Below are 13,049 nucleotides of genomic sequence, written 5' to 3'. Positions count from 1 at the left end.
AGCTCTAAGCTCTGAATCCATGAGTGCACTGATATAATTAAACAAATAACACGAATTAGTCTATCATTCTGTGCGCGTTTGTTAGTTTTAGGCGCGCAAATCATATCCGATCATGAGAAAACTTAAAACTTTCAAACACAGTTCATTTACATTTTTGCAGGGTAGTTAACATGTCATCTCGTACAGGTCAGGAAAAAGGTCGCAGTCGTAACCAGTCTAAAACGGACCATTTTAAACACTCAGGAGCTCGCAATGGCTCGAAGACTCGTACTCAGCAAGACCGCCGCCCTAATCGCCCAACAAAAAGCCAAAAGCCAAAAGTGGCCCCTAAAGATCGTAAAGTCATTATTTTCAATAAGCCTTACGATACGCTCAGTCAATTTACCGATGGCGATGGTCGCAAAACGTTAGCGGACTATATCCCAATCAAAAATGTCTATGCGGCTGGCCGATTGGACCGAGACAGCGAAGGTTTGATGGTACTCACTAACGATGGCATCTTGCAGGCGAAGTTAACGCAGCCAAAGTCAAAATCGCCGAAGACTTATTGGGTTCAAGTCGATGGCGCTCCTCAGGAGCAAGATCTTGAAAAATTGAGGAAGGGAGTAGAGCTAAAAGATGGTATGACTCTACCAGCCGAAGTTGAAGTTATTCCAGAACCACAAGTCTGGGACAGAACTCCTCCGGTTCGTTTTCGCGCAAATATCCCTACCACTTGGTTAGCCATTACCATTATCGAAGGAAGAAATCGTCAGGTGCGTCGCATGACTGCGCACATTGGCTTCCCTACTTTGCGCCTCATTCGTCATTCGATGGGTGATATCGTCCTTAACGACCTAATGCCTGGTGAATGGAGAGAAATCTCTCTCTAATAAGCAGAAAAGATAAAAGCAGGCTTAAAGCCTGCTTTTTAGATTCGTACTTTTTCAGTTAAGCCCTATCTAATGAACTAAGGGATTACTGCTCAGCAAGCCAGTTTTTAAATGCCTCTTTTTCCGCCGGAGACGCTTTCTGGTACATAGTCTTTAATACATCAACCATTGGGCTGTCGTTCGATGCGGCTGTTGAACGGGTATCACTAGTCTCAACTCGAGGCTCGATATCACTTACTGATTGTTGATGCTGATTCACAGTTACATAACTAACGGCAACACTCGCGATACCGCCAGCAATATTGTAGTTACGAGATTCTTGAGGGTAATTACGACCAATTTGAACACCATCTGACTCTAATACATCTTCGACCAAAGCAATAGGTTGGCCTTTGGTATCCAGTAATTGCCAATCTAGAGGCGAGATGTTGTTTTGCGCTTGGCGAAGAGTTTTAAACTCTGGCAGTTCAAACGTTAGCTTTTCGTTTTCAGCATCAAATTTAGCAACGATTACATCACTGTAAACCGTCTTAAGGTTTTCGTTAATTTCGAATGTAGGTTGATATTTGAAGACAATTTGATTCGTTCCGTCAGGTAGTTCGATTGTCTTCTCACTAGAAAAAAGACCACCTTCTAGATCTGGCTTCTCCATGTTGACGGCCAATAACTTCACGTCTTCTGGAACCACTAAAGTCGTTGCAGCGTAGAGGTTTGTACTGGCAAAAATAGACAGTGCCATTGCCACTTTTAATGATAACTGCATAGAATTTTTCATCCTTATCTTCATAGTAAAAGACCCAGCATATAGCTGGGTCTTACAATATCAAACTGGGTATTGATTACCAGTAGAAACGAGCACCAACACCGAAGTTAGTTGCGTCGTCTGTGTCTTTGTTGTCGAAGTCAGTACCTTCGAAAGTGTAACCCGCTTCTGCGAATACACGTGCCCATTTAGAGAACTTGTATTCAACACCAGCGTAGAACCAAGAAGAGTCTGCGTCTACTTTACCTGCTTCGTCAGTAGACTGAGCTAGGTACTCGTAACCAGAGTATAGAGTTGTTTTAGGAGCAACAGCGAACATACCAGCTACAACGATGTAGTGTGAATCAACTGTTGATTTACCTAGCTTATCTTCGTTTTCGTTGTAGTAGTACGTAGCACCTAGAGTGTGCTCGTTTAGTGCGTACTCAGCAGTTACTTCAAAAGATAGGTTTTCGTTATCAGTACGCTCTGTGTGAGAAACTGTTTGCTCTACACCATTAAGAACTAGTTTTTTCTCTTTAGTTACGTTGATGTCGTTGTTCGCAGTAAGTACACCAGCGTGTAGAGATAGGTCGTTGAAAGATTTACCAACGAATACTTCTAGTACTTCTTCGTTAGAATCTTTTTCGCCTAGCGCGTAACCAGCTTTTAGCCAGAATGCGTCATTTTCGTAAGCGTATTTGATTTGAGAATCGTTGTTCCAAGCGTGACCGTATGCAGTTTCCGCTGCGTTACCACCGAAGAAGTAAGAGTAATCTGCGAAGTATACGTCATCAGCCCAAGTACCTTCTTTACCGAAGCGAAGAGTACCCATATCACCCATATCAAAGCCGATGATGTGGCGACGTACGTATACAGAGTCATCTGTACGCTCGCTTGAATCAGCACCTGCGTCGTAGTTGTCACCTAGAGCAACACCGATTTCAACTTCACCCAGAACTTTTAGGCTTTCGTCAACAACGTAAACCGCGTTCACACCAGTACGAGAAGAGCTAGTGTTTAGCTCTGCTGTGTGATCAGTTTTTTCTGTGAATAGAAGAGTTGGACGTAGCTGACCGTAGAAATCTACAGAACCTTCTTCAGATTTGAATACTTCAGCTGCGTTCACTGAAGTTGCAGACGCAACTACAGCTAGTGCTAATAGAGTTTTTTTCATAATTAATCCACTGCCTTTTCTTAGTTCGGGATATCCTTGTCCGGTTCCCTTTTTTATATGTTTGAGGTAGAGCGTTAACAAAACGTTATACAGCACCTCCTCAAAATCTGGAGCTAAGAGTGCAAAAGATTATTCTAGCTGTCAAATTTTCTAAATACCAATGTAAAAAAAACAAAATACCATTACAAAACAACAGCTTAATAAGTTTACCTTTATTTATTCGACGAACATCTAACCAATCCCCATTATTATTTGTAATTTACAAAATTATTAACAAATGGTTTTTTAATCCAATAAGTAAATTTTAAAAAAACAAAAAAAGAATAAAAACCTACAAATCAGACCAAGTTGGAGTTTTATATTTTTCATATAATGAAATTAATTTCATTAAGATAAGGTTCAATATTTTTTTGTGAAGGAGATCTACATTCCTTATAAAAGCATTCCGTTTTGTGAACTACTGTACAACTAGTGATGTGTGCTACTATTCGCCTCCAACGCATTTGAGGCCCGTATGCTGACCAGTAACATTCAAAAATCGATTCGTAATAGCTATCAAAACCTTCAAGATCAACTTGATAACTTTGTGCCTAGAAGAGCACAAAACTACCTTGTTGCAGAGATTGCAAAAACGCTGTGCGGTCAGTATCACAAATCTAACCGAATACTCGTTGCAGAAGCAGGGACTGGAATTGGTAAATCGCTCTCTTATCTAATGGCGACCATTCCCGTGGCTGTACATAACAATAGGAAAGTGGTTATCTCAACGGCGACCGTCGCTCTGCAAGAGCAGCTCATAAATAAAGACCTCCCTCTTTTTCGTCGGATTACCGACCGAGAGTTTTCTTTTATTTTGGCAAAAGGCCGTCAACGCTATTGTTGTGCAGAAAAGCTCGCCACTGCTAGCGGTGCTGATGGTGGCCAGTTAGCCATGTTTGAAACCAAACCTAAGCAAAAAGATATAGAGCTGTTAGAAACAATGCATCGCTCTCTTGCGCAAGGTAAATGGGACGGTGACCGTGATTCTTGGCCTAAACCCATCGACGATAAGCTTTGGCAACTGATTGTCAGTGATAAACACAGTTGCAATAACAGTTTACCAGGCCACCGCGGCTGCCCATTCCAAAAAGCGCGCTCAGAGTTGGATAAAAACGATGTCATCATTGCTAACCACTCTCTCGTCATGGCAGACGCAGATTTAGGTGGCGGCGTGATTTTACCTGAGCCAGAAAATACAATATACGTCTTCGACGAGGCACATCACTTACCTCACGTCGCTCGTGACCATGCTTCAGCATCTGCGAGTTTAAAAGGCGCGGCAGCATGGCTTGAGAAGTTAAATCAGTCGATTAGTAAGTTTTCATCACTCGCAGACGAGAAACGCGTAGCTCGATTTCGCAACGACCTTCAAGACGCGGTTCAGAACTTGATACCGGCACTGACTCAATTGCCCAAACAGTTCGACCCAGCTCAATTTGAAGAGGGTATCTACCGCTTCGAACACGGTGAACTACCTGAGTGGCTAGAGAACCAATCCAAAGAACTAAAACAGTTCAGTAAAAAAGCAAATCAGAGTGTGGCAAAAATTGCCGACCTTATTGCGGAAAGAGTAAAAGACGGGGAGCTTGCGACAAGGTTGGCTGAACCAGCGCTTGCAGAGCTCGGTTTCTACATTCAAAGGTTAGAAAACCTAGCGCAAGTATGGCATTTAATGGCTGAACCAACTCGTGAAAAAGGTGCGCCTTTAGCTCGCTGGTTAGAAACCCACCCCGATCGCGAGGGTGATTTCATTGTGAGTGTTTCGCCACTTGAAATTGGATGGCAACTCGACCAACAGATTTGGAGCAGATGTATTGGCGCCATTTTGGTTTCCGCAACGATGCGTGCATTAAACTCTTTCCATTACTTTTGCCATCAGGTTGGTATTGATGGAAAACCAGAATCAGGCACTCAGTTTTTAGCGCTTGCGTCACCATTCGATTACCAAAACCAGGCAGAATTGCTCATCCCTGCGATGAAATATGAACCACCAGCGCCTCAATTTACTGAATATCTTATCGAGATATTGCCTAAGTACTTGGAAGACAAGAAAGCCAACTTAGTATTATTCTCATCCTATTGGCAGATGAACCAAGTCGCGAAGGCACTCTCTTCGGAGTTCATAAAAAAAGGCTGGGCGTTGCAAGTTCAAGGTGAAAGCTCACGTCAAGAAATTCTAAAAAAACATAAAAAATTAATAGAATCAAATAAAACCAGCATCTTATTTGGTACTGGCAGTTTCTCTGAGGGGCTAGATTTACCTGGCGAATTACTTGAAAACTTGGTGATTACAAAAATTCCATTTGGTGTTCCAACCTCCCCTGTTGAGCAGGCTCATTCCGAATACATCGAGAAAAAAGGAGGAAACCCGTTTATGCAAATAACTGTACCTGACGCAAGCAAAAAGCTGATCCAGAGCGTAGGTCGCTTACTGCGTAAAGAGAGAGATTCTGGTAGAGTAACGATTCTTGATCGACGCCTAGTCACTAAGCGATACGGACAAGCCTTAATCGACTCACTACCTCCATTTAAACGTAAAATAGAATATTAGAAGAATCACCATTTATGGAAATGATTGAGCCAACCATGCTGTTGGTGTTGGCGCTTGTCGCTTTTGTCGCAGGATTTATTGATGCAGTTGCCGGTGGTGGTGGCATGCTTACCGTACCTGCTCTACTTTCGCTAGGCTTGCCGCCTCATATTGCACTAGGCACCAATAAACTTGCCGCTACCTTTGCTTCTTCTACTGCAGCATTTACGTACTACAAAAAACGTCTATTCAAACCTCAATGCTGGAGGCGCGCATTCGTGGCAACACTCGTCGGAGCGACATTAGGTACGCTATTTGTAGATGCGATTAGTACGGATTGGCTGGAAAAAGGATTGCCGCTTGTTATTTTGGCGGCAGCGTTGTATACCGTTTTTCATAAAACACCCCACTCTGCTCATCAAAGTCCAATACCCGAGCCTTGCCCCAAACTTCATAAAAAACAGTACATACAAGGCTTATCAATCGGATTCTACGACGGACTCGCAGGGCCTGGAACTGGGGCTTTTTGGACAGTAAGTTCAATGGCGCTCTACCGGCTGAATATCTTGCTCGCCTCTGGCTTAGCAAAAGCAATGAACTTTACCAGTAACTTTACCTCTTTGATCACTTTTGCATTCCTCGGACATATCAACTGGGTGCTAGGCTTAACAATGGGAGTATGTTTAATGGCTGGTGCTTTTGTTGGCGCGCACTCCGCTATTAGATTTGGTTCTAAATTCATTCGTCCTGTATTTGTTACTGTCGTCAGCATACTAGCCATTAAATTGGCTTATGACGCATGGTTTGTAGGTTTGTCATGAACATTTCTCAACTCCAGGAAAATCTAGAACAAATGGCGAAGCAAGCCGCTGTTCTTGACCGTCAAAGAGGCGAACATCATGTTCCGCTTTTTGATGAGCGTTTATTTGGTTGCCGCTCTCGCTTACTTACTCCTTGCGTAAAAGAAGCAAAAGCGACGCTGGATGCGATTGTGCATGAGCAAAATGAAGGTAAGCTCACCGCTTTGCGTGCTGAGTACCTCACTGAACGGTTAGTGGCGCAAATCGGTGCGATTCAACGCGAGATTTCTACCACTAAAATTCGTAAGAATGAAATCAAACATAGCAGCCATTTCCGCAAGCCTATCAACGTGCTTTATCAAGAACTCGCTCAACACCAAGAGTGGGCAAGACGCTTGCGCGAGATGGTGTTAGAAAAAGAACGTGCTGTCGAAAGCGCTCCTAGTTTTATGCGTGCCGACGCTCAAAAAGTATTACTAGCAACCGAGCAACGTTTAGCGCGTTGTGAAGCAGCACTTCTTAAGCTAGAGAACCAAATTACACATAGGGAAAAACATCAATAATGGCTGACCAAACAACCTCGCCTTTAGATGACGCACCTGAAGAGATCAAACTGGCTGTCGATTTAATCTATTTGCTTGAGAGCAATGAGATAGATCCAGAAGTTGCGCTTAACGCTTTAAAGATCGTGCAAAACGACTTAGAAAACAAATTAAAAGCAAAGTAGCTCAGAGCGTTTCAATCCTTTCACCGAGACTCATTTTCAGTGCTCTTACACAATGATACTATTCATAAAAAAGTACGCCCCCAAAAGGATAAATAATGAAAGTAATCAGCTTTAACATCAATGGACTACGTGCGCGACTGCACCAACTCCAAGCGCTAATCGACAAACACCAACCTGATGTGATTGGTCTTCAGGAAATTAAAGTTCACGATGAAGCATTCCCGATTGAAGCTGTCGAAGCCATGGGCTACAAAGTGTATTTCCATGGTCAAAAAGCACATTACGGCGTAGCAATGCTTTGTAAGCAAGAGCCTCTACACGTACAAAAAGGGTTCCCGACGGATAACGAGGAACATCAAAAGCGCATGATCATGGCAACGTTTTTAAATGAAAACGGCGAAAAGGTCACTGTGCTAAACGGCTATTTCCCTCAAGGGGATAACATCAGCCACGAAACCAAATTCCCATACAAGCGCCAATTCTATAAAGATCTGATGACCTACCTAAACGATCATCACAATAACGACGAGCAATTGATTGTTATGGGTGACATCAACATCAGCCCTATTGATGCAGATATCGGTATCGGCGAGCCAAACCGTAAACGTTGGCTAAAAACAGGTAAATGTTCATTCCAACCTGAAGAGCGCGAATGGTTGAAAACCTTACTAGACTGGGGCTTTGTGGACACCTTCCGTAAGCTATACCCAGAGGTGAACGATCAATTTTCGTGGTTTGACTACCGTTCTCGCGGTTTTGATGATAACCGTGGCCTACGAATTGATGTCATTTTGGCAACCCCTTCTCTAGCGGAAAAGTGTATTGAATCTGGTATCGACTATGAGCTTCGTGGTATCGAGAAGCCTTCAGATCACGCACCAATCTGGTCAACATTTAAGTAATATATTGCAAAGCTATAAGCGAGACTCAACGCTAAGCTTAGTCCAATAAAAAGGGAGACTCAGTCTCCCTTTTTCATACAAATTACCACTTAATCACTAATTCAGCGGCCAAACCGTTTGACCATCAATAGTTATCGGTGTTTGAGCAAATTCGTTCAGACAGTAGCCTGTATTACTACTTGCAAAGTAAGTGAGCGGCATCGGCGGTAGATTCAGCGCCACAACCTGCTGTTTCGCTTTTTCTGTGAACGAGAACCCCCACATATCGAGATAGTTAGTCATATCTCGCTGAGAGATGTTGCTCAGAGCAATAAGTAACCAGTCGTTGTTCGAGATGCTATTTGCTTCTTCCCGAGAGTAGTTGGCGAAACCAATGCTCAATCGTCTCTCATCCCAAAGCGCATCGTCCGATTTTAAGCGGTTAAACTCACGTTCAATCAGGTGCAAGCGCGCCAATAAATGCCAACCATTTTTAAGCACACCTTCATGCTGCGCCGCCATCATCATTTGAATGTAAACACGAGCGCCCCAACTCCAACTGGTTTGATTTTGCGCAGCCATGTATGCGTTTGGATCCGCTTGAGTTCGGCTAGCTTGCAATAATTCAAACTGGCCTTTGAAATCCAAGGTTTGGCAAGTTGAAACTTTCCCCGTATTCTGGAAGAAACGAGACTTACTATAATACGAGTAGTAATTGGTCGTTGAATGCCCTTCCCAGCCTGAAAATCGGAATCGACCTTTTTCTAAACCATGACCAAGCTCATGTAAATCACCGTGACCGAGTGGGCTGAATGACCAGTAAGCATCGTAAGGGTTACCCGAACAACCATAACCACACGTCGCTTGGTCAGCGTTCATGTGCTTCACTATATCAATATTGGCGATTTCCCAACCTTGGTTTTGGGCGTATTGAATAATTTCAGGCACTTCATCTATGCCCGGCCCTTGGAAACCTGCCAGCACATGCGGGTAGTTGTGAACATATTCTTCTGTTGCAAGCGCCATTTCCGAAGGGGTAGACCACATTTCATCGTTGACCGACTCCAACATTTTGTCGCGCTTTGAGTGTACTTCAAACCCAGGAGTGATCAGCTCAGCCCAATCGAATAAATTGGCTTCTAACTGTTGAATAAAAGCGTCGTTGTCCTTCTCACTTCTCCAAACTGGATGCTGTGCCACATGATTAAATTTCAGTTCAACCGGAACATCATTTTTGTCAAAGTGAACCTGTACTGGACCACCATAAGGAGAAGTCAGCGTGATGGTTTCACCCGGCTTCACTTCATAGCCGAATGAAGTCAGCAGTTTTGGTCGCGTGTATCCATCTTTGCTGAACTCATGAGTTGCACCACTTCTTAAAGTGTTGATGACAATCTTAGTCGCCACATCATTGCTGTCATTACGTTTAACCGTAAAGGTTTCCCCAGGAAGCGCATACACACCAGCCGAACGGAAGTTACGCTTTGATTCCATATTAATCGTTGCACTGATTCTCTTTATGTCAGGGCTAAACTCACTACGGCTGAAGTTCCCCATATTTGGTTGTTTTGGGTTTACGCTTCGGCTGTTGTATTGCACGTAATCGGCAAAGTACGACTTTAGGAATTCGGTCGTTTGGGTTGATTGTTTGTCCATCGGGAAGACAACCGTTTGACGATAATGATCAGCCAGCAATACCATGAGTTTTTCGTATTGGTAGCCGTTTTGATTAAACAAATCTACTTTTAGTTCATCAAGCTTTTGCAACCAATGGCGAATGCTGTTTGCCCCTGCATAAAATTGACTGTCCATATTCGCAGTGTCAGGGCAGGATTTGTCATCACACTTTGACAAGTCAACGTTGAAATTTTGAGATTCAAAACGAGACAACAGCGCTTGTTGTGTGATGACAGAGTCCGGCACAACGTTCATCAACGATGAAGGTTCCCAGTCGACCAAGCCTAACTTACGCCAATAGTTATCTCCCACATAATCAACATGGAATTTTTCCAAAATGTCTTGGCCAAGATCAGTTAGTCCTCCATCCCAATGCAGGTATAGAACAGGAATTTGGGCTTGCTCAGCGTATTCCAAAGCTTCGAGTACTGGTTTGTTGGTATCTCCAGATTGCAGATGCTGTGACAAGATCAATAAGTTTGGAGTATTGGTTTGCAAGCAGTTAAGTAGCTTCGAACCATCGCATAGGTTGGCCTCGTTAAACGCCAACTCTTGTGAAACATTGTCTTTCAGCCAATTCCGAGTCGCTTGCTCATCCGGAAAGTAATAAGACTGATCCATTTGCGCGATGACGACGTTTGAAGTAACTCCGCCCGACAACCAAGTGACCAGGTTACTTAACCATTGCGTCATCGCAGAGTTGGAAGAGTCGGGAAAACGTTGTGCCGTTCTAAATGGGTTACTCCCTAATAGTGCGTAACGTTGACCATTAGACTTTTCCCCGGCAACGCCAATTGACAGAGCTTGATCTTTGTAACCGCTTGCCATGGCCTTATTGGTCATCAAGATGGTGTCGTTGAAGCCATACTGAGGTGCCAAGATCGCGGCATCATGGGTTGGATCCCAATAAAGACCTGAAAGGTTTTTCGCAATTGCAGATTTGATCGTATTCGACTGCATCTTGTGAGCTTCTACAACCTGACGACTTTTACGAATGAATTCGCTCGGGTCAGAAACGAGCAGTGCATTACCAGTTTCAAGAGCTTGTTGAACTGGAGCTGGCGTTGGTTTTACTTGAGCATTAGGTTGTGATTCTCCCTCTCCCCCACCACATCCTGTGGCTAAGGCGGCAATGCCCAACGATAGAATTGTTTTTTTCATTTTTACTTACTAAACAATGAGTTTACCGAATGTTAATGTAAGTTGATGAATAATAAGAAAGAGTCTTTTACATCGACTGAAAAAATAGGAATGAAGATAACAAAATTATCAAAAGCAATAGCACCCACTCCGATGCTATTGCCTCTATTGATAATTAGCTTAAAGGACGCAGATAAGCTAAGAAACGCTTCTCTGCCACTTTGAAACACCACAAGATCATAAACGTCAGTGCCATGTAGAACAGCCCCGCCGTCAGGAAAGACTCAAATGGTGCATAGTAGCGCGAGTTAACTAGACGCGCAGCACCAGTTAAATCCATGATGGTAACGATGCCCGCGACTGCACTTCCGTGCAGCATAAATATGACCTCGTTGGAATAAGCGGGTAATGCTCGACGCAATGCACTCGGCAAGATAATACGTCTGTATGTCATAAACTTACTCATGCCATAGGCTTTCGCAGCTTCCACCTCACCTTTCGGCAAACCATTAATCGCACCACGAATAATTTCTGCGGTGTAAGCCGATGTATTCAGAATAAAAGCGACCAAAGCACAGAACCAAGCGTTCTCCCACAAGGTATCTTTCACAGGGAAAAACTGATCCATGCCGTAGTAAATCAAATACAGCTGAACCAATAGCGGCGTTCCACGGAAAAAGTAAATGAATCCCCAAGAAGGTAAGCTTAGAGCGTAATTGGTACTATTGCGTGCCACGGCTAATGGGATAGAGACACACAAGCCAATAACCAACGCTAATCCCACTAACCAAACTGTTGTCCAAAGTCCCTGAAGATAAGTTGGAAAGCTTTCAATAATCAAAGAAAAGTCCATAACTTACCTCGCATGAATACTGAACTTACGCTCAACAAGCTTGAGTAGCCCGGTCGAAACGCTGGTAAAAAATAGAAAGATGAGCGCGACAGCCATGTAAAAGGTGAACGGCATTTTGGTCGTACCTGCTGCCAATGAGCTCATTCTCACCATGTCATCCAGACCAATAATGGAAACTAACGCTGTGGTCTTAAGTAACACTAACCAGTTATTACCAAATCCAGGTAATGCATGACGAATCATCTGAGGAAGTAAGATTCTTCTAAACGATAAAGCAGAGCTCATCCCATAAGCTTTCGCCGCTTCTAATTCACCCTTGTCCACCGCCATGATCGCTCCACGAAAAGTCTCCGCCATGTAGGCGCCAAAGATAAAACCAATCGTGAGTACACCAGCAATAAATGGGCTGACATCAATATAATCAGGTAAGTAAGACGTCCATTCATGGTTTGGATCACTCGAGGCAAACCACTCGTTGAGCGTTTCGTTGATGGAGTAAAGGCTGTTATTTAAAAGTATTTGTCCACCAAAGAAAATTAGCATCATCAGAACCAAATCTGGAATGCCGCGAATGACGGTGGTGTAAAGAGTGGCAATCGCCCTTGCCCATTTGTAAGGCGCTAACTTAGCTAATGCGCCAAGCATGCCTAAGACCATGGCGAGAATGAGTGAAAGCACTGCAACTTCTATTGTTACTAAAGCTCCTTTCAAAATCGAAGCTTCGTATCCTTGTAAATCTAGCATAGGTGAGTTCCTAATCCCTAAACTCAAAAAATCGACCGTTGACTACTTCTAGGAACAAGCCAACGGTCGCTTAATTACGGTTTATTCACCGTACACATCGTAGTTAAAGTATTTACCAGCAATTTCTTGGTAAACACCTTTCTCACGTAGTGAAATAATTGCTGCGTCGAGTTTCTTCGTTAGATCTTTGTCTTGTTTACGAACAGCGATACCCATACCTTCGCCAAACCATTTTGGATCGGTTAACGATGGTCCAACAAACTCATAAGCTTCGCCACCTGCTTTGTTGATCACACCCTCTTCTAGAGCAGAAGCATCACCTAAAACGGCAGCAATTCGACCATTTTCTAGATCAAGATACGCTTCATCAAAAGAGCCATAACGCACAATTTCAACATCATCGCCGTAGTTGTCAGTTAAGTACTTGTCATGTGTCGTCGCACGTTGCACGCCAATTTTGACATCTTTAAGATTATCAAAATCTAGACCCGCACCTTTCTTAGCGATAAATTTATTTGGAATTTGTGCGTACTTGCCAGTGAAATCGACTTTTTTCTTGCGCTCTTCAGTGATAGACATTGCTGCGATGATGGCATCGTACTTACGTGCAAGCAGAGAAGGAATAATACCATCCCAATCTTGAGCGACGATTTTGCACTTCACTTGCATCTCTTCACAGAGTGCATTTGCCATGTCTACGTCAAAGCCTTTTATTGAGCCATCAGTTTCTGTCCAGCTAAACGGAGGGTAAGCACCTTCGATACCAAAGCGAACTGTTTTCCATTCTTTCGCTTGGGCAACACCTGATACTGCCGTTGCAGCAATCGTTGCTGCTAATAACCACTTTTTCATTTCCATACTCCTGTG

12 protein-coding genes are annotated in these 13,049 nt (G+C 43.5%); 6 read left to right on the top strand and 6 right to left on the bottom strand.

Annotation, left to right across the window (positions count from 1 at the left end; genetic code table 11):
• The first annotated feature begins 170 nt into the window (after positions 1-170).
• The gene (locus R7R78_RS13500; protein WP_225473784.1) at positions 171-872 is read left to right on the top strand and encodes a pseudouridine synthase; all 702 of its coding nucleotides are present in this window, start codon (positions 171-173) and stop codon (positions 870-872) included.
• Positions 873-957: 85 nt separating this feature from the next.
• Here R7R78_RS13500 and R7R78_RS13495 read toward each other — a convergent pair whose 3' ends face one another.
• On the bottom strand, positions 958-1,635 hold the full coding sequence (locus R7R78_RS13495; RefSeq protein WP_017634732.1) for a DUF2057 family protein: 678 nt from the start codon (positions 1,633-1,635) through the stop codon (positions 958-960).
• A 76-nt stretch (positions 1,636-1,711) separates the two neighbouring features.
• Positions 1,712-2,791, bottom strand: a complete 1,080-nt coding sequence (locus tag R7R78_RS13490; protein WP_005378424.1) for a porin — start codon at positions 2,789-2,791, stop codon at positions 1,712-1,714.
• A 514-nt stretch (positions 2,792-3,305) separates the two neighbouring features.
• Between R7R78_RS13490 and dinG the strand changes: the two genes are divergently transcribed.
• The 5 genes from dinG (at position 3,306) to xthA (ending at position 7,789) form a co-directional block, all read left to right on the top strand.
• Positions 3,306-5,381, top strand: coding sequence for an ATP-dependent DNA helicase DinG (gene dinG / locus R7R78_RS13485; protein WP_053303240.1), 2,076 nt, complete (start codon positions 3,306-3,308; stop codon positions 5,379-5,381).
• Positions 5,382-5,395: 14 nt separating this feature from the next.
• Positions 5,396-6,181 carry a sulfite exporter TauE/SafE family protein gene (locus R7R78_RS13480; protein WP_138940022.1) on the top strand — a complete coding sequence of 262 codons (786 nt, stop codon included), beginning with the start codon at positions 5,396-5,398 and terminating at the stop codon, positions 6,179-6,181.
• Positions 6,178-6,723 (top strand): primosomal replication protein, encoded by a 546-nt coding sequence (locus R7R78_RS13475; RefSeq protein WP_225473782.1) that lies wholly within the window; start codon positions 6,178-6,180, stop codon positions 6,721-6,723. Before R7R78_RS13480 ends, R7R78_RS13475 begins: the two co-directional genes overlap by 4 nt.
• Positions 6,723-6,887 carry a pleiotropic regulatory protein RsmS gene (rsmS, locus tag R7R78_RS13470; protein ID WP_137281831.1) on the top strand — a complete coding sequence of 55 codons (165 nt, stop codon included), beginning with the start codon at positions 6,723-6,725 and terminating at the stop codon, positions 6,885-6,887. The genes R7R78_RS13475 and rsmS overlap by 1 nt, the downstream gene beginning before the upstream one ends.
• Before the next feature lie 95 nt (positions 6,888-6,982).
• On the top strand, positions 6,983-7,789 hold the full coding sequence (gene xthA, locus R7R78_RS13465; protein WP_005378433.1) for an exodeoxyribonuclease III: 807 nt from the start codon (positions 6,983-6,985) through the stop codon (positions 7,787-7,789).
• Between the two features lie 96 nt (positions 7,790-7,885).
• On the opposite strand, the gene R7R78_RS13460 is transcribed toward xthA, so the two are convergent.
• The 4 genes from R7R78_RS13460 to R7R78_RS13445 all read right to left on the bottom strand — a co-directional run bounded on the left by R7R78_RS13460 (position 7,886) and on the right by R7R78_RS13445 (position 13,034).
• Complete coding sequence (locus R7R78_RS13460) at positions 7,886-10,606, bottom strand: ImpA family metalloprotease (protein WP_225473780.1); 2,721 nt, start codon at positions 10,604-10,606, stop codon at positions 7,886-7,888.
• Between the two features lie 154 nt (positions 10,607-10,760).
• Positions 10,761-11,438, bottom strand: coding sequence for an ABC transporter permease (locus tag R7R78_RS13455; RefSeq protein WP_005378435.1), 678 nt, complete (start codon positions 11,436-11,438; stop codon positions 10,761-10,763).
• Between the two features lie 3 nt (positions 11,439-11,441).
• The gene (locus tag R7R78_RS13450; RefSeq protein WP_005378436.1) at positions 11,442-12,182 is read right to left on the bottom strand and encodes an ABC transporter permease; all 741 of its coding nucleotides are present in this window, start codon (positions 12,180-12,182) and stop codon (positions 11,442-11,444) included.
• An 81-nt stretch (positions 12,183-12,263) separates the two neighbouring features.
• Entirely contained in the window at positions 12,264-13,034 is a 771-nt protein-coding gene (locus R7R78_RS13445) for an ABC transporter substrate-binding protein (protein ID WP_005378437.1), read from the bottom strand.
• Positions 13,035-13,049: the final 15 nt, after the last annotated feature.

It is taken from the genome of Vibrio sp. 2134-1 (assembly GCF_033339495.1).
The sequence above is the reverse complement of the archived record's forward strand: the minus strand, read 5'-3'. Positions and strand labels throughout refer to the sequence as shown.